Origin of the sequence: Streptomyces violascens, from assembly GCF_014649955.1 — a bacterium.
Lineage (GTDB): Bacteria > Actinomycetota > Actinomycetes > Streptomycetales > Streptomycetaceae > Streptomyces > Streptomyces violascens.
Window position 1 is genome coordinate 20,964 of record NZ_BMUA01000001.1, and the last position, 21,718, is coordinate 42,681.

General features: G+C 69.0%; 20 protein-coding genes and 6 pseudogenes. 13 read left to right on the forward strand and 13 right to left on the reverse strand.

Features of this window, described 5'->3' with window-relative positions; translation table 11 throughout:
- Positions 1–98 precede the first annotated feature (98 nt).
- Complete coding sequence (locus IE206_RS00105; protein ID WP_189959306.1) at positions 99–1,781, reverse strand: cellulose-binding protein; 1,683 nt, start codon at positions 1,779–1,781, stop codon at positions 99–101.
- Positions 1,782–2,313: 532 nt separating this feature from the next.
- Here IE206_RS00105 and IE206_RS00110 point away from each other — a divergent pair.
- The 5 genes and pseudogenes from IE206_RS00110 to IE206_RS00130 all read left to right on the forward strand — a co-directional run.
- A pseudogene (locus IE206_RS00110) lies at positions 2,314–2,577 on the forward strand (expansin EXLX1 family cellulose-binding protein); the annotation flags it as partial.
- A 143-nt stretch (positions 2,578–2,720) separates the two neighbouring features.
- Positions 2,721–3,251, forward strand: coding sequence for a SigE family RNA polymerase sigma factor (locus IE206_RS00115; RefSeq protein WP_189959308.1), 531 nt, complete (start codon positions 2,721–2,723; stop codon positions 3,249–3,251).
- The gene (locus tag IE206_RS00120; RefSeq protein WP_189959310.1) at positions 3,248–4,033 is read left to right on the forward strand and encodes a hypothetical protein; all 786 of its coding nucleotides are present in this window, start codon (positions 3,248–3,250) and stop codon (positions 4,031–4,033) included. Before IE206_RS00115 ends, IE206_RS00120 begins: the two co-directional genes overlap by 4 nt.
- Before the next feature lie 160 nt (positions 4,034–4,193).
- Positions 4,194–4,507, forward strand: a pseudogene (locus IE206_RS00125) (endo-1,4-beta-xylanase); the annotation flags it as partial.
- Positions 4,497–5,500: pseudogene (locus IE206_RS00130) on the forward strand (S53 family peptidase); the annotation flags it as partial. The pseudogenes IE206_RS00125 and IE206_RS00130, both read left to right, overlap by 11 nt.
- 568 nt (positions 5,501–6,068) lie before the next feature.
- On the opposite strand, the gene IE206_RS00135 reads toward IE206_RS00130, so the two are convergent.
- From IE206_RS00135 to IE206_RS00155, 6 genes and pseudogenes are all read right to left on the reverse strand, one after another.
- Complete coding sequence (locus tag IE206_RS00135; RefSeq protein ID WP_308433905.1) at positions 6,069–7,739, reverse strand: RICIN domain-containing protein; 1,671 nt, start codon at positions 7,737–7,739, stop codon at positions 6,069–6,071.
- Between the two features lie 349 nt (positions 7,740–8,088).
- The gene (locus tag IE206_RS00140; RefSeq protein ID WP_189960814.1) at positions 8,089–8,235 is read right to left on the reverse strand and encodes a hypothetical protein; all 147 of its coding nucleotides are present in this window, start codon (positions 8,233–8,235) and stop codon (positions 8,089–8,091) included.
- Positions 8,234–8,493: pseudogene (locus IE206_RS00145) on the reverse strand (transposase); the annotation flags it as partial. The pseudogene IE206_RS00145 and the gene IE206_RS00140, both read right to left, overlap by 2 nt.
- Positions 8,462–8,639: pseudogene (locus IE206_RS43520) on the reverse strand (ISKra4 family transposase); the annotation flags it as partial. The pseudogenes IE206_RS43520 and IE206_RS00145, both read right to left, overlap by 32 nt.
- Positions 8,640–8,981: 342 nt before the next feature.
- Complete coding sequence (locus IE206_RS00150) at positions 8,982–9,209, reverse strand: hypothetical protein (protein ID WP_189959312.1); 228 nt, start codon at positions 9,207–9,209, stop codon at positions 8,982–8,984.
- 932 nt (positions 9,210–10,141) lie between these two features.
- Complete coding sequence (locus tag IE206_RS00155; RefSeq protein WP_189959314.1) at positions 10,142–10,852, reverse strand: TetR/AcrR family transcriptional regulator; 711 nt, start codon at positions 10,850–10,852, stop codon at positions 10,142–10,144.
- Between the two features lie 226 nt (positions 10,853–11,078).
- Between IE206_RS00155 and IE206_RS00160 the strand changes: the two genes are divergently transcribed.
- The 5 genes from IE206_RS00160 to IE206_RS00180 all read left to right on the forward strand — a co-directional run bounded on the left by IE206_RS00160 (position 11,079) and on the right by IE206_RS00180 (position 14,850).
- Positions 11,079–11,426: a darcynin family protein gene (locus IE206_RS00160; protein ID WP_189959316.1), complete on the forward strand. Its 348-nt coding sequence runs from the start codon at positions 11,079–11,081 to the stop codon at positions 11,424–11,426.
- Positions 11,427–11,476: 50 nt separating this feature from the next.
- Positions 11,477–11,935 carry a hypothetical protein gene (locus tag IE206_RS00165; protein WP_189959318.1) on the forward strand — a complete coding sequence of 153 codons (459 nt, stop codon included), beginning with the start codon at positions 11,477–11,479 and terminating at the stop codon, positions 11,933–11,935.
- Positions 11,932–13,527, forward strand: coding sequence for a multicopper oxidase family protein (locus IE206_RS00170; protein ID WP_189959327.1), 1,596 nt, complete (start codon positions 11,932–11,934; stop codon positions 13,525–13,527). The genes IE206_RS00165 and IE206_RS00170 overlap by 4 nt, the downstream gene beginning before the upstream one ends.
- Before the next feature lie 251 nt (positions 13,528–13,778).
- Positions 13,779–14,156 (forward strand): hypothetical protein, encoded by a 378-nt coding sequence (locus IE206_RS00175; protein WP_189959329.1) that lies wholly within the window; start codon positions 13,779–13,781, stop codon positions 14,154–14,156.
- Between the two features lie 517 nt (positions 14,157–14,673).
- Entirely contained in the window at positions 14,674–14,850 is a 177-nt protein-coding gene (locus tag IE206_RS00180) for a hypothetical protein (RefSeq protein ID WP_189959330.1), read from the forward strand.
- Positions 14,851–15,043: 193 nt separating this feature from the next.
- Here the strand turns inward: IE206_RS00180 and IE206_RS00185 are convergent, their stop codons facing one another.
- The gene (locus IE206_RS00185) at positions 15,044–16,042 is read right to left on the reverse strand and encodes a methyltransferase (RefSeq protein WP_189959332.1); all 999 of its coding nucleotides are present in this window, start codon (positions 16,040–16,042) and stop codon (positions 15,044–15,046) included.
- Positions 16,043–16,233: 191 nt separating this feature from the next.
- On the reverse strand, positions 16,234–16,548 hold the full coding sequence (locus IE206_RS00190) for a hypothetical protein (RefSeq protein WP_189959334.1): 315 nt from the start codon (positions 16,546–16,548) through the stop codon (positions 16,234–16,236).
- 251 nt (positions 16,549–16,799) lie between these two features.
- Between IE206_RS00190 and IE206_RS00195 the strand changes: the two genes are divergently transcribed.
- A complete protein-coding gene (locus IE206_RS00195) occupies positions 16,800–17,789 on the forward strand; it encodes an ornithine cyclodeaminase family protein (protein WP_189959336.1) in 990 nt (329 codons plus the stop codon).
- Between the two features lie 70 nt (positions 17,790–17,859).
- On the opposite strand, the gene IE206_RS00200 is transcribed toward IE206_RS00195, so the two are convergent.
- Positions 17,860–18,009 (reverse strand): DUF6381 family protein, encoded by a 150-nt coding sequence (locus IE206_RS00200; RefSeq protein ID WP_189959338.1) that lies wholly within the window; start codon positions 18,007–18,009, stop codon positions 17,860–17,862.
- Positions 18,010–18,527: 518 nt separating this feature from the next.
- On the opposite strand from IE206_RS00200, the gene IE206_RS00205 reads away from it, so the two are divergent.
- Positions 18,528–19,031, forward strand: a complete 504-nt coding sequence (locus IE206_RS00205) for a hypothetical protein (RefSeq protein WP_226599080.1) — start codon at positions 18,528–18,530, stop codon at positions 19,029–19,031.
- Between the two features lie 14 nt (positions 19,032–19,045).
- Positions 19,046–19,264, forward strand: a complete 219-nt coding sequence (locus IE206_RS00210) for a bacteriocin immunity protein (protein WP_226599915.1) — start codon at positions 19,046–19,048, stop codon at positions 19,262–19,264.
- Here IE206_RS00210 and IE206_RS00215 read toward each other — a convergent pair.
- From IE206_RS00215 to IE206_RS42250, 3 genes and pseudogenes are all read right to left on the reverse strand, one after another.
- A pseudogene (locus IE206_RS00215) lies at positions 19,241–20,163 on the reverse strand (IS5 family transposase); the annotation flags it as partial. The gene IE206_RS00210 and the pseudogene IE206_RS00215 overlap by 24 nt on opposite strands.
- Positions 20,164–20,387: 224 nt before the next feature.
- Positions 20,388–20,636 carry a hypothetical protein gene (locus tag IE206_RS00220; protein WP_189959342.1) on the reverse strand — a complete coding sequence of 83 codons (249 nt, stop codon included), beginning with the start codon at positions 20,634–20,636 and terminating at the stop codon, positions 20,388–20,390.
- Positions 20,637–20,692: 56 nt separating this feature from the next.
- On the reverse strand, positions 20,693–21,664 hold the full coding sequence (locus IE206_RS42250) for a DUF6192 family protein (RefSeq protein WP_308433900.1): 972 nt from the start codon (positions 21,662–21,664) through the stop codon (positions 20,693–20,695).
- Positions 21,665–21,718: the final 54 nt, after the last annotated feature.

Genomic DNA, 21,718 nt, shown 5'->3' on the forward strand with positions numbered 1-21,718 from the left:
TGCCGTCGACGCCGTCGAGCGGTGTGGCGGCCGGTGTCCCGGCGCACATGCCACGGGCGGGTGGCGGTGCTGCCGGGCCGTCTGCCGCCTGCGCGTGTTCACCTGCCGTGCGATGCCCTGCTGCGGCGTACGCGAAGCACCAGCACGAAGCCGGAGGCCAGGGCCAGCAGGCCGGCGATGGCACCGTAGGTGACGGCGTTGCTCGTCCCGGTGGAGGCCAGGCCACCGGCCGTGTTGCTCTGCTCCGGCCGGCTGACGGGTGGGCCGGCCGCCGTCGCCTGTGCGCGGGTGCCGATCGTGCCGGAGGCCGGGGCGACCGGTGCGGCGGTGTCCGGGGTGGCGGCACGAGACGGGGCGTCGGCGGGGGTGGCTGCCGACGAGGGCTTCAGTTGAAGCGTCGTGATCGAGTACGGCGGCAGCGTCTGGCCGCCCGCTGTGCCCTGGGCGGTGGTGGAAAGGGCGGTGCCGCCCTTGGTGTAGGAGACGGTGGTGGCCTTCCCGGGGGCCGGGGTGTATCCGGTGTAGGAGAGCCACACCTGCGCCGAGTTCTGCGGGTCCTTGTTGATCAGCATCACGTTCAGGCCGCCGTTGCGGGTGCGTACCGCGTGCACGGCGACCGACTGCTTGGCGGAGGACGCCTTGACCATGGTGTCGCCGGGCCTGGCCAGCGCGGTCAGCGAGCGGATGCCCCAGTAGGTGGGGAAGGGCGTCTCACGCGCCGGTTCGCAGTGCCCGCCGGCGCAGCTTCCGCTGGAGAGCACGCCCTGGTCCAGGTAGTCGGTCTCGCCGCCCACGGTGGTGGGTGCCTTGCCCATGCCGTTGTGCAGGTCCCACCAGTCGACGTTGACGGCGCCGTGTTCGAGCCAGTTCATGTACGTGTCCGATGCGAACAGGGCTGCGGCCTGGCTGGTGTTGGCCGGTGACTGGGTGCTGTCGGTCTCGGTGACCGCGATCTCGACCGAGGCGGCGTGTGCACCCGCGTACGTGTTGAGCAGCGAGCGCACCGCGGAGGTGACACCCGCGATCTGGGCGGGGGAGTTCAGCAGGTCCGCCGTGCTGGAAGCGCTCGGGTACGAGTGGATGATCGCGAAGTCGATCGACTTGCCGGCGATGGCGAGCACGGTGTGGTTCCAGTCGGCGGTGTCGCCCGGGGCCTTCGCCCCGTCCGGCCAGGATCCCGGAGTGTTGAGCACCGCTCCGATCTTCACCTTCGGGTCCACGGCCTTCATCGCCTTCGCGTAGGCGAGGAGGTTCTTCGCGTACTCCCTGGGGCTTTTGTCCGCGTGCTTGTCGATCTCCCATTTGCTGCCGTAGTACCCATTGCCGGAGACCTCGTTGCCGATCTCCCAGTACTTCACGCCGTAGTGCTTGTCGACGTTGGCGTACTTGACCCAGTCGGCGGCCTCCTGGGCCGTGCCGGAACCGTAGTTGGCGGTGATGATGGGCTGGGCGCCGACCTTCTTCGCGGTCGCCATGAAGTGGTCGAAGTCGGTACCGGGCGCGACCCAGCCGCCGTCTTCGAGGGTGTGGGTCTTCCAGTGGTAGGCGTCCGCGTAGGAGCCACCGGGATAGCGCAGCTGCCGGACCCCGGCGGCCTTCATCAGCGCCGACGCTGTGGTGTCGTTCAGGTGCGAGTCGTAGACCGCTGTGTTGAGGCCGACAGCGGTGCTGGGCAGCGTGCCCAGGGAGGTACCGGCATCCACCGTGATGTCCACGGTCGGCGCGGCGTTCGCGCTGAGCGCCAGGACGCCCGCGCCGGCCCCGGCCAGCAGGGCAGCCACCGTCCCCGCCACGATGTGGCGGCGCGTTCGGCTACGGCGGTGCGTACGGCCCCGAGGCATCGGCTGCTCGGTGGTTGTCGGGTCGTCAGGTGACACGTTGGGGCTCCCGATCGGAGTGCGTGGAGACGGGCGGCGTGGTGCGCCCGCCTTGCTTGGTGCACCCCTGAGTGGCCGCCCGGGACGGAAAGGTTGCCGCCGCATCCGATGTTCTTCAGATCCCTTTCGTGCCGAGCACCGGTCGCCGAGAAATCGGCGTCGGGGCGGCAACCTTCTCGTCCCCTGCGGCAACTGGGAGCCGGAAGGCCGAGTCGAACTACCGGATGGACGGGCATGAGGGCAACGAAGCACGCCGCGCCACAACCGTGGCGCAGGCGCGGACTGGTCACGGGCATTTCCCTTGGGGCTACTGGTCGTCGGTGCGTTGGTTCTGCCTGGCCCTGACGGTCCTCACCGGGAGCGAAACCGGTGCCGGGCGGGCAGCCGACGCGCCCACCGCAGGTGCGCGGGCGGCCGTGCACGATTGCCATCCGGCTACAAGACCGGGTCCACCAAGTGGTGGTGCGGGATCCAGGTGATAGGCCACCGGAACCCGGTGGCCGCGCCGGAGGTGCGGCCCGTCGGCGGCTGTCGGCGGCTGTCCCGCACCGACTGCAACTACTTCCTGTTCGCCGATGGCACCGGCTGTGGCGGGGCGCTGAGGATCGCCGACATCTACGGGGAGCAGCTGACCGTCGACGGCATTGTCGTGCGGCCGGACGTCGCGCAGCCGACCGGCGTCCAGTTCGCCCGGCATTGACCAGCAGGTCGGTCAGCCTTCACCGGCCCACCGAGCGCGAGCGCCGTTCGAATCCCGGGCTGGGCACTGTTAGGCTGCGCCCCCCGTTGTTGTTAAATGTGCAACCAACGCGCACATCATGGCCAGGAGAGGGCGACCGGGGGATGGTCCTCAATGACGCGTCCGCGGAGTTCCACGAATTCTTCGAACGCCACTATGCCGAACTCGCCCGTCTAGCACACCTCCTGACCGGCGAGACCGACGCGGCGGACGACCTCGCGGCGGATGCCCTGCTCGCCCTGTGGCAGCGCTGGGACCGGTTGCGGCAGGCCGACCACCCGCTCGCCTACGCTCGCGGTGTGGTGGCCAACCTGGCGCGCGGACGGATCCGCAGCGCGGTGCGCGAGCGACGCCGGATCACGCTGTTCTGGTCCCGCAGCCCCCAGAAGGTGGAGGGCCCGGACATGGCGGACGTGCTGGACGTCCGCGCGGCGCTCGCCCGGCTGCCGTTCCGCAAGCGCGCCTGCGTGGTGCTGCGGCACGCCCTCGACCTGTCGGAGAAGGACACGGCCGCAGCGCTCGGCATCTCGGTCGGTACGGTGAAGAGCCAGACCTCGAAGGGAATGGCCGAGCTGGAAAGGACACTGGGCGCACGAGCGGTCGGGGACCTGGTGGCAGAGAGGAGGAACCGGTGAACGAGGAGATCGCCCGTCGGCTGCGCGAGGCCGCCGAGGCCCACCGGCCCGACCGTGCGAGGGTGCTGGCCCGGGTGCAGCGCGGCATGGCCGGCCCCGCCGTCCGTCACCGCGCGCGGCCGTTCGCGAGGTCCGGGACCAGGGTCGCGCTCGCCGGGCTCGCCGCCACCGGCATCCTGGCGACCGGCGGCCTCGCCGTCGCAGCCATCGTCGCGACCTCGTCGCCGCCGGCCACCGTGACCACGCCTGCCATCCCGTCCCCGACCGTCAGCTCCCGGCAACCGACATCGGCCCGCCCCACCCCCGTCGCCCCTGCCCCGGCCACCACCCCGGGCAGCGCGCGCCCGACTCCGCCGGCCACCAGCCCATCGCCAACCGCCGGCAAGAACCAGAACGGGCCGCTGTGGTCGGCCGGCTCAGTGGACCCGCACAGCACCGTCTACTGGACGCAGAGCAACCTCGTCCTCAAGACGACCCAGCCGCTCACCTCGCTCACGATCGAGATGCGGATCGTGCAGACCGGCGGTGTGAAGAACACCGGCACCTGGCAGACCCTGCCGAGTGCTGACTTCACCGTCACCGCCCAGGAGACCGACGGCACACTGGTCTACCGCTGGGTCCTCAAGCCGGGCCTGACCGTGCCGGCCGGGAGCCATGAGTTCGCCGCCCAGTTCAACCACGCCACCGGCGAGCGCAGTGCCGCGGGCGACGGCTACCGCGTCGACGCGCAGGGTACGGGCGGCTCCGCGTCGGTCCGGGGAGGGTTCGTCCCGACCCGGTGAACGCCGCTGTGCGGCAAGGGGACGAGTCCCTTGCCGCACAGCTCGATGGTCGAGGAGAGCCGCGTGGAAATTCCTACCTCGATCACGGCAACCTTTGTGCGCGTGGCGGCAACTGGCGGGTAACCAGGGCCGGATCAAGGCCCGTTGCGCCAGAAGGGCCATGCCGTTGTCAGATCAGAACCGTTCTCATCGCCGCCGTCCGGCAACCCGCCGCGTGCTCGCCGCCGCCGTGGTTCTCGCCGCCGCGGGTGCCGCCGTGCCGCTGGTCGCCCAGGCCGCCCACACGTCGAAGACCGGGACGCCGACCCTGGCGGCTGCGGCGGCCGGCAGTGGCCGCTACTTCGGTACGGCCGTGGCCTCGGGCAGGCTCGGGGACTCGACGTACTCCTCGATTCTCGACCGGGAGTTCAATATGATCACCCGGAGAACGAGATGAAGTGGGACACCACCGAACCCTCCCGCGGGCGGTTCAACCATCCAGTCGGCCTACGGCCTGACCTCCGCGGCCTCCTCCAAGGGCTCCGGCGAGACCGTCGCCATCGTCGACGCCTTCGACGACCCGAACGCCGAGGCCGACCTCGCCACCTACCGCTCGCAGTACGGCCTTGCGGCCTGCACCGGCGACAGCGGCTGCTTCAGCACGGTCGGCCAGGGCGGCTCGTCGTCCAACCTCCCCACCGCCGATAGCGGCTGGGCCGGTGAAATCTCGCTCGACCTCGACATGGTCAGCGCGACCTGCGCGCGAACTGCAACATCCTCCTCGTCGAGGCCAAGTCGGCCTCCGAGGCCGACCTCGGCACCGCGGTGAACGAGGCCGTCAAGCTCGGCGCCAAGTTCGTCTCCAACAGCTACGGCGGCGCGGAGTCCTCCTCCGACGCGACGTACGACTCCCAGTACTACAACCACCCGGGCGTCGCTATCACTGCCAGCGCGGGTGACAGCGCCTACGGCGCCGAGTACCCGGCCGCCTCCCAGTACGTCACCGCAGTCGGCGGCACCGCCCTGTCCAAGGACTCCAGCAGCCGCGGCTGGACCGAGTCCGTCTGGCACACCTCAAGCACCGAGGGCACCGGCTCCGGCTGCTCTGCCAACGATCCCAAGCCCAGTTGGCAGACCGACAGCGGCTGCTCCACTCGCATGATCGCCGATGTGTCCGCCGTGGCCGACCCCGCCGTCGGCGTCTCGGTCTACGACACTTACCAGGCGAGCGGCTGGAACACCTACGGCGTCACCAGCGCCTCCGCGCCGATCATCGCCTCCGTCTATGCGCTGGCGGGCACCCCGGGCAGCAGCGACTACCCGGCCCAGTACCCGTACGCCAAGGCCGGCACCGCTGCCCTCAACGACGTGACCAGCGGCAGCAACGGCTCCTGCTCCACGTCGCACTTCTGCACCGCCGGCCCCGGCTACGACGGCCCGACCGGCTGGGGCACCCCCGAGGGCACCAGCGCCGTCAGCGCGAGCTGAGCGACACCCGCACACGTCACGCATGGAATGAGCGCCCCGTCGGGTCACGGGGGAGCCGCCTGATTGCGGGGGACGTGGGGTCCCCTCGGCGGCACGGAAAGGAGAGCGGGTCACGGCAGCCAGCCGGGGCCCGTTCTCGCTGATCTACCTCGGTGCGCCTCAGCTTGAGGGACGTTGATCGCGAGGATCCCCGGCCGCCGAGAGACGGGGCAACAAGATCGTGCTGTGCCTGCCAGATGCCGACTTCCGCGAAGGCGACCTGCACCGAATGCCGCTTCCCCGGGCGTCGCAGTCTGGCGTGTCGATGGCCGGGCAGTCCCGTTCGGCCACCCCTGGGTGTGCCTGTTTGACTCACCGGTTCGGGAACGACGCCGACAATCCGGTGCGTGAGCGCCGGTATCCGACCGATATGGCGGACGGGGAGTGGGCCGTGGTCCGCCCGTTGCTGCCGGTACCGGGCCGGCTGCGTGGCCGGGGCGAGCAGCCGGTCGGCACAAGCCGAGGAGTCCTCGGCGTGACGGAGGGGAAGAACGCGGCTCCGTCGGGCGGGCCGACCGGCTGTGTGCGTCTACTTGAGTGCTGTACCGCCCGAGTTGTGATAGGCGATGGTCTTGCTGATCAGGTTTCCGCCGTCGGTCTCGACCGATGTCTGTTCCTGCTGCCCCGGACCGAACAGCAGGCCGGCTACATGCGCGTTCGCCACCTGATCCATGTGCGCGAAGAACCAGTCGACCTTGTCGTCCTTGTAGTGGTTGAGGGTGTTGTTCTGCGCCATGTTGCCCACGGGGATCTGCCACAGGACCACCGGCTTGCCCACGGACTCGGCCATCGTCTTGTAGAACCTCAGCGCGGCGGCGGCCTTCTGGTCGGTCCAGAAGGTGTCACGGCCGCCGTGGGCCGGCTGTGCGTACCAGCCCGCGTCGCGGTCCGACACGTCGGTGACCAGGAAGTCGGCGTTCTGTGCCCCGAGGCTCGCGTAGTCCTTGACGCATCCCTGGGTGTTGTTCTGCCAGTCCCAGCAAGTGAGGTGGAGCCCCAGGGCGGTGTGCGGCGCGTACTTGTGGGCCATCGAGATCAGGCAGCGGGAGAGTCCGGCGGCGCTGTTCTCCTGTGATCCGCAGTCCGTCGGATTCGCGCCCGAGACCTGCGCGGGAACCTTGTGCGGATCGCCGAGCGACCGGACGTAGCCCCAGAAATCTGGTTCAAGGTCGACCATGTCGTGCGAGTTGCCGATCTTCTGGAGGAAGAAGCGGTAGTCGTTCATGTACCGGGTGAGCAGGTCCACCCTGTTGATGGCCACGACCTCGCCGGGACCGTCGCCCTGGCCTGCCGCATCCCCGAGGTCGCGCAGCGAGTACCAGGTCCAGAGCATCTTCTGCGGGCGCGGGCTGCCCTTGTATGTCGCCTGGGCCGCCTGGGCGTCCCGATAGGTCACGTACGTGCCCGGTGCCGTGGTGCTGCCAGTCCAGCAGCCCCACCAGCTCGACCACGCGACCTGGCAACGCGATGCCGAGTAGTAGGCCGGCGAGGGCGCGGGCTGGCTGTGCACATAGGCGTACCGCACGTCGAACGGAGCGGCGGCCGCCGAGGCGTCGGACATCGACCCGCCGACGAATACCGTGCTATTGCCCATGAAGCGTTTCGCCGAGCTGCCGCCACCGGCCGCGGGAGACGACGGCGACGACGGGCGCGTGCCGCTCGGCGTCTGGCTTGCGGGAGCGCTGCCGCCCGTCGCGGGGGGCGTGCCGGTGCTGCCCGTGCTCCCGGCCGGGACGAGCTTCCACTGCTGGTTGGCGCCGCCACCGTCGCGGTTCTGGGCGACGCTGCCCCCGTCGGCCTTGGAGCCCTTCTGGACCTCTACGGCCATGCCACTGAAGCGATTGATCAAACGCACGTAGCCGTCCGACGACTTCTCCAGGTGGAACTGCTGGTTGGCGCCGTTGTGGTCGCGCCACTGCACCATGGCGGAGCCGGCGGTCTTCGACCAGCCGTAGTCGTCCAGCACCTTGCCGGAGTTCCGGTTCTGTAGCCGGTAGTTCCCGTCACCCGCCTCGATGAACCGCCACTGCTGGTTGGTCCCGCCGTTACGGCCCCACTGCACCACCGCCGCACCGTCGTACGTGGCGTAGGAGAGGCCGTCCAGCACCTCGCCGCTGTTGCGGTTGACCAGCACGTACCAGCCCTTCGTGTCCACGACTCCCGCCGAGGCCGTGTTGACCACGGCCACGGAACCGCCCACGACAGCCAGGACGACGGCCGCCCACAGACTCCGACGCTGGTACAACCGACGGCCACGATGCCCCTGCCGTCGCCCCGGAACGGCTGAGCGGAACGACAGGCGACCACGGCGACGACGGCGGGCGCGACCGCCGCCGGGCGACGCCTCCGACGACGCGGATGGACGAGGAAACATTTCGGTGCTCTCTTTCAGCCGTTGCCTCTGTCCGGACCACCCGGTCCGGACAACACCCAGTTGCCAACGCCCCCGAAAAGGTTGCCCCCGGACCGCGAGAATTTTTCGGCCGCCACGCACCGGATGACGATCACGTCGTCGGGCCGGAACGGCGGCCGAGGCGGAACGCGGCCGGTCAGCCGGCCACCGACAGTAGGTAGCGGGAGCCCTCCGGCCCGTCGCCCGGCGCGGCACCGACCGCACAGAACTCCCACTCCGCTGGGCTGTCCTCGATGCGGACGCGGTCGACGGGCTTGAGGAAGTGGATGGACGGACTGTGCATCTGCAAGCCGATCCGTGATCGTGATGATGGTCTGCTTGGGCACCTCGGCGCCGTAGACCTCGGCCAGGTGCGCGGATATCTCGCCGTGGGTGAGCCCCTTCGCGGACAGCGAGAGCACCATCTCGTCGACGCCGGTCAGCCGGCGCTGACGCTTCTTGACGATCTGCGGCTCGAACGTGCCGGCCACGTCCCGGGGCACCCTCACCTCTACCGGGCCGACGTCAGCACCGTCTTCGAACGGGTGCCGTTGCGGGAGGACGGCCGTGGCGCCGGTGAGTCCCCAGCGGGGCGCCGGTGATGTCGAGGCGGTCGCCGATCAGATGACGGCAGGCGTCTTCGACGGCACCGGTCGCGATCGGCCAGCCTCTGGCGAGGGCGGTGTCGTAACGGAGCTGGTCGAGGTGGCGGCAGTCGCGGATCCGACGGATGAGCGCGGTGCTCAAGGCGCGTCATTGACCGTTCCACTGAGCTGACCTCACCTGACCCCGCCCCGGGCAGACAGAGTTGAAGCGGCCCCCAGCTGTATGACACGGGTTGTCCCTCTCCTGGCCGTGCTTCCGCCCGTCCGGCGGGGTGACAACGGGCGGGGGAGCGCGCCGCGTTCTACGGTGAACGGGAGTGCTCCCGAGAGCGCTCGCGGCGGCCGGTCGTCCCGCACGTTGGCGACCGGCCGCAACACCTGGGTACTCGCCCGGACAGCCCCGAACCTGGAAAGAGCCGGTTCGCACGTCCACACGAGTGCGCGGTCAGAAGGCGCTCTGCAGGCGGAATCTGGTGCGGCCGCGGTCCTGTCCGGGCTGGGCGGTGTGGACGAACGGCATAAAGATGCGTGCTCCGTTGCGGAAGAGGACGCCGATGCCGGGGTGCATCGCCGGGGTGGGGCGGTGGCTGTATCCGTAGACCTCGGCGATCTCACTGCTGTCGCTGTTGGTGAGGACGGCAGCGAGGTAGGCCTCGGCCCGCTCGGGGCTCACCTTGCCCGCCTTGTCGAACAGCGCGGGCAGCGCGACATGTGCCCGGGACGGCCCGCTGGTCGGGGATTATGGAACAAGGAACCCCAGTGGGGAACGTTGCCAGGCCGACCGCCGTTGATCGCGGCGGTGGGGGGCTTCGGAAGGAGCGCAGGAGCGGACGTGGAGCCGAGCGCTCAGTGCGCTACGGCTGTGAGTTGGCTCAGCAGTACAAAGTGTCGCGGAACACGGTGGCGAAGACGCTGGCGTGTCCGGTGCCGACCAGCCGGAAGCCGTCACCCCTGATGGCTTCCCGGGAGCGGGTGCGCTGCACTCCTGGCCCCAGCCGTCGAAGACCGCCGGGCGGAAGGCTGGCAGGACGCGGCGGCGCACGGGCGTGAAGAGCTGACCCGGGGCCGGGGCATCACCTGGCCGCCGCGACCATGGGATTCTTCAAGGGCGGCGTGTAAGGCTGGTGTGACGCGAAGAACCGGACTCCCCGCGCAGCCACGCCCGCACGTCCGCATACCGTGAGCGGCTCGGGCGGTTCGCCGTGGCCCCGCGGGGTGGCTACAGCCGCCATCGAACGCCTGGCGGAGCCAGCGCGAGCCGCCCGCGTGGGGCCCCGCCCCCGCTGGCTGCCAGAGCCACCGTGAGACCGGCCAGGCCTCGGATTGCCTACCCGCCCGCTCGGAGCACTCCTTCGGTACTGCTGCCCGGATGGATGTCCGCAGTTCCTGGACTGTTGCCCCGTCGCTGGTGTTGGGTGCGTCATTCTGGCGGGGGCACGCCGGGTTGCTCGCGTCGCTGATCTCCCGTAGGTGGTCGATGACGCCGGTGTGGCCGGCCGGTCATCCATGGGGCGCTCGGCCGCCAGCTCCTCGCCTGTCATGCCGCCGGAGGCGCGGGCCGGCGGGATTGTCCGAGCATCGGTCCCGAGGGTTCGAGGGCGTGGTTCAGCCGGTGGGGTCGCCGAGGGCGGTGAGGATGTCCTGGAGGGTGTGTTCGAAGAGGGGTTCGGGGTTGGTCAGCGCGAAGTCGAGGTGGCCGAAGGCTTCGACGGCGACGGCGCCGAAGAGGCGGGCCCAGCTGGCGACGAAGACGTAGATGACGTTCAGGGGGACGTCTTCGCCCGCCAAGTGTTCGCGTACTTCTTCGAGTTGGGTGATCCATGCGGTGTCGAGGTCCGCGGGCGGGTGGATGCCGCCGCGGTGCCACAGCTGCACCATCAGTTCGAGGATGACGCCGCCGAAGCGCCAGCCGGGATCGTGGGCGGCGTTGCCGGGGGCGGTGTCGGTGTCGGTGAGGGGTTTGGCGAAGAGCAGGCCGAACTCGCGGGGGTGGGCGAGCGCCCAGCGGCGCAGTTGTCGGCAGACCGCTCTCATTCGCTGCCCGGGCTCGGATGCGGGGTGTTCGTCGCGTGCGGCGGCCAGTGCGGTGGCGAGTTCGTCGTAGAGGTGGGAGGCCAGCGCCTGGATCAGGTCCTGGTGGCTGGAGTGGTAGCGGTAGAGGCCGGGCGCTGTCATGCCCATCTCGCGGGCGATGGCCCGCAGGGTGACGGCCGCCGGTCCTTGCTCGACCAGCAGTCGCCGCGCGGTGCGCTGGATCTCGTCGAGGGCGTGCTCGCGGACTCGGTGGCGGCGGCTGGGGGCGGCTCGACTGGTCAACGGGGTGGCCTTTCGCGGCGTAGGCGCTGGACAGGGTGCTGGGGCGCGGTCCGGACTGGACCCCGCTTGACAAAGTTAACACCAATCACTTTAGCTTTCTTCGAAAGTGAACAGTGTTAGCAATTGCTGGTCGGGGCTCAGCCGCAGGCAGACGGGGCGAGGTTGGCGCCTTGGCGGTCGTCGGCGACGTCCGCCCGGCAGAGCTGCCCATTGATCGGGGGAGTCCATGAAGTACGGAATCGTCTTGACCTACACCGTCACCACGCGCTGGCTGGCGCTGTCCCGCGCCGAGCGCAACGCGATGCGCACCGCGCACATCGAGCCGGTCTTCGCCGCGTACGCGGACCGCATCGCGGCCCGTTTCTTCGACGCCGAGGCGTTCCACACCCGCGTGACCGACTTCGCTGTGCTGGAGACCGAGGACCTGCGCGCCTACTACTTCCTCATCGAGGAACTGCGCGACTCGCCGCTGATCAGCCAGGGCTATCTGGCGTTCAGTGAGATCTTCCTCGGGGTCCAGGACGGCTTCCAGGAATACGAGCGCACCCGCAGTGCCGCGGCAGCGACTCGGTGACTGCTCTCGGCCCGTCCCACGCGACGGGATACGACGAACGGAGAACGGCCATGCTGCGCATCCCCACGACCGAAGTGGGGGCGGATGCCGTGCCGTCGGTGTCCCGGCTCCGGCGGTGGCCGATCCGGCTGTTGCGGGCAACGGCCGTCCTGTTCCTCCTCGATTCCTTGCTCCAGGCCGCTCTGGCGGGCTTGTTTGTTACAGGGGATGTCGGCCTGCTGGCGTGGCACGCCGCCAACGCGCAGATGCTGAGCGCGCTGGTAGTCGTCCAGACCATCGCTGCCGTGGTGATCTGGCGTTCTCTGCGCGGGCCGTGGTGGCCGCCGGCGCTCACCGTCGGACTGCTTGGGCTGCTGAGCATCCAGCAGGGGCTGGGCGAGTCGCGGATGCTGGGCGGCCACATACCGCTGGGCATGGCCATCTTCGGCACAGGAGCCGCACTGACGTACTGGGCCTTCTCCTTCCAGCCGGCCGGAAGGCCGCGCGCGGAGCGGGAGGCGGACAAGTGACCTCGCGCCGCCGTTTTCTCGGCCTGGCGGCGGGTGCCGGTGTGGGGCTCGCCGTCCCGATCGGCGCGGCGACGTACGCTGCCGTGACGGGATCGAAAACAGGGACCCTCCTGACCAGTTCCCTGCCGCTGCCCAAACCCTTCACGGGAGCCCTGCCCATACCGCCCCGCGCCCAGCCGGTGCGCAGTGCGGCCAGCGCGGACTATTACCGGCTCACGCAGCGGGAAGCGGCCGTCGAGATCCTGCCCGGCACCAAGACGAAGGTCTGGGGCTACGACGGCATCTTCCCGGGCCCCACCTTCGTCGGCCGCTCAGGACGCACGATGGTCGTCGAGGTGTCCAACAAGCTGTCCGTGCCCACCTCCATGCACCTGCACGGAGGCGTCACCCCGTCCGACTCCGACGGCTACCCGACCGACCTCCTCATCCCCGTGCAGTGCGGCGCCGCCCTGCGCAGCGGCGCCTACCAGGGACACAGCGGATCCCACGGGATGCATGTGCCGTCCGGCGACTGGAAGGTGTCGGAGGGCTACAAGTCGTACGAGTACCCGTTGCACCAGCGCGCGGCGACGCTCTGGTACCACGACCACCGGATGGACTTCAGCGCACCGCAGGTCTGGCGCGGCCTGGCCGGGATGTTCCTCGTCCACGACGACGAAGAGGAAGCACTCCCGCTGCCCAAGGGCGACAAGGACATCCCGCTGATGCTCTGCGACCGGGCCTTCGAGGCGGACGGATCATTCCGCTACCCCGCCGTGTCGCCGAGCTGCGTCGGCACACCGGGGGTGGACCAGGCATACATGGACGGCGTGCTGGGCGATGTGCAGCTCGTCAACGGGGCTCCGTGGCCCGTGCTGGAGGTCGCGAACACGAAGTACCGCCTCCGGCTGCTCAACGCCTCCAATGCCCGCCGCTACCAGCTGAAGCTGGAAACGGACCAGTGCCACGCTCTGCGCTTCGTGCAGATCGGCAGCGACGCGGGCCTGCTTTCCGCCCCGCAGCATCTGGACGCCGTGCCGATGGCCCCCGCCGAACGCTTCGACGTGGTCGTGGACTTCTCGGCATGTCCGGTGGACACCGAGGTGCTGTTGGTCAACACCCTCGCCGACGGCGGGATGCGCAACGTGATGCGCTTCCGCGTCACGCGCAAGGAGAAGGACGACAGCCGCATCCCGGCCCGGCTCGCGAAAGATATCCCCCTGGAGCGCAGCGCGTCCGTCCCGGTGCGGCACTTCGACTTCCGGCGCACCAACGGCCCCGGCGAGACGGCGATGTGGACCATCAACGGCAGGCCGTTCAACAGCTCTGAGGTACTGGCCAGTCCCCGCCTGGGCTCGGTCGAGCGATGGCGCTTCAGCAGCGACTTCCACCACCCGGTCCACCTCCACCTGGCGCACTTCCAGGTCCTGTCCCGCGGCGGCAAACAGCCGGCCGCCTCCGACGCGGGCTGGAAGGACACCGTCGACGTCCGCCCGTACGAAGTGGTCGAAGTCCTGGCCCGGTTCGACGGTTACAAGGGCCGTTACATGATCCACTGCCACAACCTCGAACACGAAGACATGGCGATGATGGCCAACTTCCAGGTCGTCTGACCATCGCCCCGGGACGCAGCTGAACGGCCCGTTTCACCCCTCCGCAGGAATCCGCTCCCCATCAGCGCTGCGGCCCTGACCGCTATCGCGGCCCGGTGACAGCGCAGGAGGGAGGGGGCGTGTGCCACCGCAGGTCCACAGGCCTGTCGTGCCCTCGTGCTGCGGAGCCGGCTTCATGTGACGGCTCCGGTGTTGGAGTGCACCCAGCCCACCGCGGGTAGGTCCATTTTGTGGAGCGCGAGAACACCCGTGTGAAGGTTGCATGGATCTGCCTGGCCGTCGTCGGCGTCGCCATCCTGGCCTTCGGCGTCATCGCCGCAATGGCGCCCTCGTCCGGCGACGAGCGGCTCATGCGGGCCGACGGTGTCGCGGCGACCGGCATGGGCCTTTTCGGCGTGCTCATCGCCCTGGTCCCGTTCCGCCGCCGGGAACGGTGGGCATGGCTCGTGCTGTGGTACTACCCGGCCTTCTGGGTCGCGCACCTCGTGGGCGGGTTGCCGCCGGGCAAGGACCACGTCCACCAGGCGGTGTTCATCGCGCTGTCGCTCGCCGGGCTGCTCCTGCCCCTCCGCCAGTTCTTCCCACCGTCGACAACCCCGAAGACGGCGACGAGGGAGCCTCGTGAGTGACCTCAATCGCCGGGTGTATCTCCCCGCTCCGCGGCATCCTCCAGTAGTCCGCGCAAGGACGGCCCGCCCCCCCCAGCGCCTGGTGAACCCATTCCGGCAGCGCCGAGGGAAGCCCCCGCGGACGGGCTGGCGCGGCAGTTCCTGGCCCAGACGGGCGGAGAGCAGTACTGCGTCATCACCACATAGCGATCAACGCCTGGCTGCAGGGTGGGGGTTCGGGTTTTGTGTGGCGGTAGTGCCGGGGCCGGGAACGGCCGCAGGGCCCCTGGAATTCGCCTATGGCGGGGCCCTGCGATCGGTGCGCCTGCCCGGGGGAGGAAGGCGGCTGTTCGACGAGTTGGCGCCGGACCGGTTCTGCGGGAGCCGGCTGTCCTCGGCCGCAGCCCTGTGCCGTCCCGCGTCGATGGACAGCACACCCACAACCCTGTGGTGGGCAGGCAGGCGGCCCGCTGACCCGAGACTCCAGGTCAGCAGCCCAACTCGCACCCTGGATCGCACATTCAGGCGACAACTGACGGTGCGGCCCCAGTGCGCCGGTGCACCCCCGCCGGGCGGCTGGTTCGTCGTGGACGTCTGGCAGTCCGAGGAAGCCTTCAAGAAGTTCGGCGAAGTGCTCATGCCGATGCTCAAGGAGGTCGGCGTCACGGACGCGAAGCCGAAGATCTACCCGGCGTTCAACGTCGTCACTTCCTGACCACAGCCGATCACCGGAGCGCTCTGGGGGTGTACCCCGCCGACCCGAGCGCCACGACGAGGCTGTCACCGCAGCCACCGGATGGATGCGGTGGCATTCCTCCACCCGATCAGACTCCGAGCCTGCCTCGCGGCGTCTCGAAGGCTCTCCTGCGCAACCGCCTCACGCCGCCTGGCGTACCTGGCTCGGCCGACTACCGTGCGAGGACGAGGGTTGCGGGAGAGGGCGTGGGGTGGAACGAGATGTCGGTGAATCCCGCTTCCTGCAGCCAGACCTCGTAGTCGTGCTTGGTCCATGTCGACCCGTGGCGGGTCTGCAGGAGCATCATCGAGTGGAAGATCAGTGAGAAGGGCGGCCCGGTCCGGCCGTCGTCCACGACGAAGTCGTTGACGACCAGCGTCCCGCCCGGCTTGAGGGCGCTGCGGAACTTGCGGAAGACGGCCACGTTGTCGTCCGGGGTCTCTTGATGGGCCAGGTGCGAGTAGACGCCGACGTCGTACTCGGCGGTGCCGAAGTCGACTGTATGGAAGTCACCGTCGATCGTGCGGAAGCGCTCTGCGACACCGTGTCGGGCCGTGAAGGCGACCGCGATCCGGTTGACGTTGGCCCAGTCGATCTGGGTGGACCGTGCCTGGCGGTTGATGCCCAGCCAGACGACGGAGTAGATGCCCGAACCGCCCCCGACGTCGAGAACGGAGACCGCGCCGGCCTGCGCCAGGTCGAGCTTCTCGGCGGCCGTGAGCGCAGACGGCACGGACAGCGGGGCGATCGCGGGAACAAGCGACTCCCAGAATGGATTCTCGGTCACGTCAGCAGTGTCCGGAGCGACGGGGTCCCCCGTCCTGGCCACCTCGGGAAGTGTCGACCAGCGCGCCATGTCCATGAACTGGTGCCTGGCGAAGGCCCCGAAATAGGAGGGCTTGCCTTCCACCAGGAAAGCGGAAGCCTCGGGCGAGTTGCGGTACGCGCCGTCGCTCACCTCGACCAGTCCGAGGCCGACCAGGCCGTCCAGAAGTACCTGGGACCCCCGCACTGAAATTCCGGCCTGCTTGGCCACGTCCTGCGGTGTGGCCGAGCCGTTGTCCAGGTGTGTGAAGACGGAGTGGATCGCGCCGACCGCGAGGATGCTGGCCGCCCAGTTCCCCGTAGCGATTTGCATGATCTTTTCGGGTGACGGCTGCGCTGCGTCCATGGTTCCATCCCCTTTTGCTTCACCAACTGTCGGCGGTCATGCGACTCCCAGCGCCAGCCTCTCCAGGCAGGCATTCGAACAAGGCCAGGTGCGGCGCTCGTGCCGGTGACGTAGAGCTGATGGGTGAGGGCAGGCTGCTTCGGGCTGTCCCGCTCCGGGACGAACCGTCGCCTGCCGTATCAGCGCCGGACTTAGAAGATCGTTGTCGCCGCCTGGATCTGGCTGAGGCCTTCTTCCATTGTCAGCGACGGCAGCACACTGATGCTGTTCCACTGCACGAGATGGGAGTCGGACAGGAAGCGGTCGACGTTCTCAGCCGTGTCGGACTGCACGACCATGACCACTGTGTGCTCGCGGTTGACGAAGGGGCCCGCCACAAGCTCGACACCCGCGCTCTGGGCCAGACTCGGGATTTGAGGGGCGGTTTTCAGTATCAGATCACGCGTCGTCGCGTTGGCCAGCGGGCAGATGTCCGCAGCGTGATTGGCCAGAAGAACGAAGATCATCTCGGACTCCTCTGTGCCGGAGTACCCCCTATACCACGCTACGAGCCTCAATGCCGCTCCGCGACCGGTCGAGCAACCCATGCGCCTTTCAGGGGCCGCTGGGCCGGTCCGTCGACGGGCAGATGTCGGCGTACATGCCGAAGCGTGCTCAGGTAGTTGAGCGTGTCGTGGCTGGGGCGGCTGGGGCCGATGCTCGACGCTTTGGTGGTGCGGTCGTCAGCCGAATGACCGGCAGCAGGAGGTTGAGGCGCATGCTGGTGCTGAGCCGCTCGCAGGTCGAGGACCTGCTCGACATGGACTCGCTGATCGATTCCCTGGCCCCGGCGATGGCAGACCTCAGTGCGGGCCGTGCCTCGGTGCCCGATCGCGTCGCCGCCCTGGTGCCCGAACACGATGGATTCCTGGCGGCCATGCCGGGCTACCTGGCATCGGCCGGGATGCTCATGACCAAGCTGGTGTCCCTCTTCCCTCACAACGACGGGGCTCAGCTGCCGACCCATCAGGCGCTCATCGTGGCGTTCGATCCGGACACCGGCGAGCCCGCTGCCCTGCTGGACGGTACGGCCATCACCGCAGCGCGGACCGCCGCCTGCTCCGCGCTGTCGGCGCGGCTGCTGGCCCGCGAGGACGCGTCGGTACTGGCCGTGCTGGGCACTGGCGTGCAGGCCCGCTCCCACGCTCGCGCGATCTGCCGTGTCCGCCCGATCCGGCAGATCCGTGTGGCCGGCCGGGACCCGGCGAGAGCCGCTGCCCTGGCCGAGGAACTCTCCTCCGTCCTCGATGCCGACGTGCAGGCCGCCGGAAGCTACGCCGAGGCGCTGGACGGCGCGGACATCGCCGCAGCGACGACGCATGCCGTCGAGCCCGTGATCCGCCGCCCCTGGTTGACACCCGGGGTGCACATCACGTCGGTGGGCTACAACCCGGCCGGCCGCGAGATCGACGACGCCACGGTCGCCGGGGCGCTGGTGTGCGTCGAGTCGCGCCAGGCCGCGCTCGCCCCACCACCCGTGGGCAGCAACGACTTGCTCATGCCGATCCGCGACGGCCTCATCACAGCCGATCACGTCCATACCGAGCTGGGCGAACTCATCGCAGGCACCAAGCCGGGACGCACCTCGCCCGATCAGATGACCCTCTACAAATCGGTCGGTGTGGCCGTACAGGACGCCGCAGCCACGGCTCTGGTCATCGCGGCCGCCCACGACCAATCGATCGGCGAAGAGATCACTCTGCAGTGACGCCACCACCAGCAGGAGATCGCCCTCACCCAAGCGGCTGCGCGATGGGAGGGCGGCCGGGCGGCTGGGGCTACGCGGGTGTGGGGCGGGCGCTGTCTATGCCGGGGGCTTGCTCGCATTGCTGTTGCAGGCGGTGGGCCTTGTCCTGGAGGCGTTGGCGGAGTTCGGGGTCCAGGGTGCGGTCGGTGGCGTGGCGGAGTTCTTTCACCTGCGCGCGCATCTGGTGTGCGGGCGGCGCGCCCCGAGGTCACCTCTTGCGGTCACGAGTAGTCCCTGTTGATCGTCGACGGCGGGGGGAATCCAGAGAACCAGTCGCACGGGGGCCACGCTTGTCGAGGGGGGGACGGTCTGCAGCCAGGACCGGCTCGAGGCATAGCCAGCCTCGGGCAAACATCTCGCCGCCCTCCTCGCGGGCCACGCCGAACCCATCCGCGCCGACATACCCAGCCCCCGCAAGATCACCAGCTGGATCATGCGACCGCAAGACGCCCTTGCACCCGAACTGGAACGCCGTCTTCTCGACGTGCGGATCGCCTGCCCGGACATCGCCCGAGCCTGCGATCGCGGCCGGGCCTTCGCCGAACTCCTCCGACACCGGCGCGGATTCCTACTGACCGAGTGGCTCCGGCAGGCTGAGCTGGTGCCCCGAAGCCGGTGAGCGGCTTCGCCGGCTTCCTCCGACAAGACCTCGACGCCGTCACCGCCGGACTCAGAACCTGTGCCTGAAATTGGCGTTGCGTGAGTGCCGACATCGGCAGCGCGGTGGTTGTCAGTGCCGGGTGCAAGGATCGTGGCATGCCTATGTGTGACTACTTCTGGGCTCCGCATGACGACGCAGCTGTCGGCGTTCTCGATCAGCCTGGTGGACCCGACGCTTCAGGGTTCGACGTGGTTCCCCTCAAGGGGATGGATCCGAGCGTGACGATGGCCTCCCTCGAAGCGATCCTCACCGGCTGCACCTATGACGAGGCATCGGCGCGTCCTCGCGCGGGCCACCTCCTCTCGTCTCCCGATCACGAGAACGCGTTCATCACCAGCCTGTCCGACACCCTCCAGGAGGCCCTGGTGTCCGCCTCGCACGACGGTTTGGCCGACGCTGCTGCTGCGTGGGCTGAGACGGTTGAGCTTCAGGCGCACGGGATCACCGATGACACCGCTCGCGAGGTGTTGGTCCTGCTGTCCGGGCTGGCAGACCGTGCCAGTTCTGGGCGTCGACGCCTGTACTGCTGGTGGGCCCTGTAAGCGAGATGAGCATGATGGGATTGAGCAGGGCAGAGGCCGTTGCTCTCGTGCAGCGGATCATGGATGCGGACTTCGACTCGGAGGCGGAGGTCGACGGCTGGCTGGAGACGCTGGACCGAGTCGCCTGCCCAACCGGACATGTCAGTGACCTGATCTTCTGGCCGCCGGGGCAGGACCTCTCGGCCGACGAGGTGATCGACAAGGCCTTGGCGTATCGGCCGATCTCCTTGTGAGACCAGCGGTTGGCTCTGCGCGCGAGGGCCAAGGCTCTCAGGCGGCGACTTCGTCCCCGTGAGCGACGATCGGGGTTGCGGGGACGACCGCAACGGGCGGGTTTCCTGGTGAGAAGGCGGGTCATGAGGGTGATTGCGGACCAGTTGATGAGGGCTTCGCTGTGTTGGGGCAGGCGTTCGTAATCGCGGACCAGACGGCGCGAGTGCATCCACCAGCTGATCGTCCGCTCGACTCGCCACCTCCTTGACAGCACCGTGAACCCCTTCTGTCCCTTCAGCTTGGAGACGACCTTCACGGTGAGGTGCAGGAAGGACTTCGCCCAGTCGATAAGCGTGCCTCCGTAGGCCGAGTCGCCCCAGGTCATGGTGAGTTGGGGGTGCATGAGGCGGAGGCGGAAGAGGAAGTCGCGGGCCGGAACGCTGTCGTGAGGACTGGCAGGGGTGACCATGACGGCCAGCAGAAGCCCCGGCTGTCGACCGCGACGTGGCGCTTGCGCCCGTTGATCAGTTTCCCGCCGTCGAAACCGCGGCTGGCTTTGGCAACGGTCTCGGCGGCCTTGACCGATCGTGAATCGAGGATCGCGGTCACCGCGCGCGGGCTGCGGCCCGCGCGGGCGCGGACACGGTGCCTGAGCTGGTCCCGGATTCGGGCGACTGCCCCGGAGGCGGCCCACCGCTGGTCGAAGCCGTAGATCGTGCGCCAGGGCGGGAAGTCGGTCGGCATCGCCCGCCACTTGATCCCGTTGTCAACCAGATAGCGGATCCCGTCGACGACCTCCCGCCTCGGGTGTTTCTCCGGCCGAGCCGCGTCCAGTGTCGTGGGCGGCCGGCGGCAGCAGCGGTTCCACGAGGGACCATTCGGCGTCGGTGGTGCCGGAGGGGTAGCGGCGTCGGCGCATGGCTAGGGGTGCCGGGCCCGGCCGGGCAGAGTGTGGGCGGCCGCCGCGCCGGTCCCGGTGGGCTCCTTCGTCGCCTTCCAGCAGGGCGGCCGCCTCGGGGCAGGGCTACTCGTACTGGTCGAGCAGGTCGAGGTTGGACTCGATCGCGTTGAGCTGGGTGAGCGTGTACTGGGCCCAGCGGCTCTTGGGGAACATCGTCAGGTGCGGAGCGAGGACCCCGGTGATCAGAAGGCGGACCTCATGGAGTTTTTTCCCCGCAGACGTGAGCGTTCCCACCGCTCCAGCTCGTCCTCCTCGCCGGCGAAGTGGTAGTCGTACGCCCAGGTCCAGATCAGCGGGGGCCAGCCCTCGCCTGCGGCCCGCTCGCGGGCCCGCCGCGGGCCCCGGCGGGCCTGGCTGCCGGTCAGCTGGGTGGCCAGCAGCAACTGCGGGAGGAACAGACCGGCCGGACGGGCCTCAAACAGCACCCGCACGATCCGGTCCGCAGACTTGTCCGGCGTCAGTCGCTTCGCCCGACGCCGTTGCACGGCTACTGCCCTCGCAGCAGCCGTACCAATGCCTCGTCCGCGTCGACTTCCCCGGTGTCGACCGCCGTTTCGATCCACTCGCAGGTGGCCTTCACCTTGTCGACGTTCTTGTGAACGATCGCCTGCTCGTCCGAAGACAAGGTGCGATCCCGCAGCCGGGGAACGATCCGCCCGGAGGCCGCGACGAACGCCTGGCAGGCCCCGACCAGATCGAGGAACTCGATCGCCCGCTCCAAGCGCCTCACCGCAGGAGCCGCCGGCGACTGGTCACGGAAGGCTTCCCCAGCCTCCTCGATCCGCTTCATCTGAGCCTGATTGGCCAGGTGCCGAGCGGTGCCATCGACCATGGCCCGCGCAGCGACCTCCGGACGGCGCAGCAGATCGGTGGCCACCTGTGCGGCCACCGCATCGTCGACGACCAGGTCATGGACGGCCTCGACCTTCTCCTGGGGGCTGCGGGGGTGGCTGACCTGCCAACCAACTCTCCGCTTGGCCGCATCTTGGGTCCACACGTGCCGCCCCCATCGTTCGTGCAGCGGCGGATTCTTGATCACCTCGAACCGGTCTTCCAGACCAGCCAGGATGCGATGGATGTCGTGAGCAAGTCCACTGGGTCGAGCTCCATCCAGTACGAGGGGCCTACAAGGTCTATCTGCACGCCGCTTTCGACTGCGAACCCCTGACCGGCGACCTGGATTCACTGCCACCGCTGTTCGACAGCGACGAAGAGGACTTCGGCCGCCTCCTGGCAACCACGAACGATCCCATCGCCGCCCTGGATGCTGCCGAGAGCCAAACGGGAGCAGTTCGCAACCGCTGGATAACCCAGTCCATGGCAGGCGACGAGTACCACGACTACGTAGTTGCCGGCCGCTCAGCCAACACTCCTGACGGCCAACCATGGCCGACACCGCAGACTTCCTGACCTCGGACTTCACGGAACTCCGGCAAGAGCCAAAATCGCGGATCCCCATCAACTTGGAGGACCGGCAGTCATGCGGCTCTGGTTGGGAAGCGCGGTGGCGGCG

Bases quoted from the DNA above. Each gene is read 5' to 3' on its own strand.
- IE206_RS00200 (WP_189959338.1), bottom strand. From the start codon at position 18,009: ATGCGCGCGCAGGTGAAAGAACTCCGCCACGCCACCGACCGCACCCTG.
- IE206_RS00115 (WP_189959308.1), top strand. From the start codon at position 2,721: ATGGTCCTCAATGACGCGTCCGCGGAGTTCCACGAATTCTTCGAACGC.
- IE206_RS00165 (WP_189959318.1), top strand. From the start codon at position 11,477: ATGCTGCGCATCCCCACGACCGAAGTGGGGGCGGATGCCGTGCCGTCG.
- IE206_RS00140 (WP_189960814.1), bottom strand. From the start codon at position 8,235: ATGCACAGTCCGTCCATCCACTTCCTCAAGCCCGTCGACCGCGTCCGC.
- IE206_RS42250 (WP_308433900.1), bottom strand. From the start codon at position 21,664: ATGGGGATCCGCGATTTTGGCTCTTGCCGGAGTTCCGTGAAGTCCGAG.
- IE206_RS00210 (WP_226599915.1), top strand. From the start codon at position 19,046: ATGGGATTGAGCAGGGCAGAGGCCGTTGCTCTCGTGCAGCGGATCATG.
- IE206_RS00195 (WP_189959336.1), top strand. From the start codon at position 16,800: ATGCTGGTGCTGAGCCGCTCGCAGGTCGAGGACCTGCTCGACATGGAC.
- IE206_RS00190 (WP_189959334.1), bottom strand. From the start codon at position 16,548: ATGATCTTCGTTCTTCTGGCCAATCACGCTGCGGACATCTGCCCGCTG.
- IE206_RS00185 (WP_189959332.1), bottom strand. From the start codon at position 16,042: ATGGACGCAGCGCAGCCGTCACCCGAAAAGATCATGCAAATCGCTACG.
- IE206_RS00160 (WP_189959316.1), top strand. From the start codon at position 11,079: ATGAAGTACGGAATCGTCTTGACCTACACCGTCACCACGCGCTGGCTG.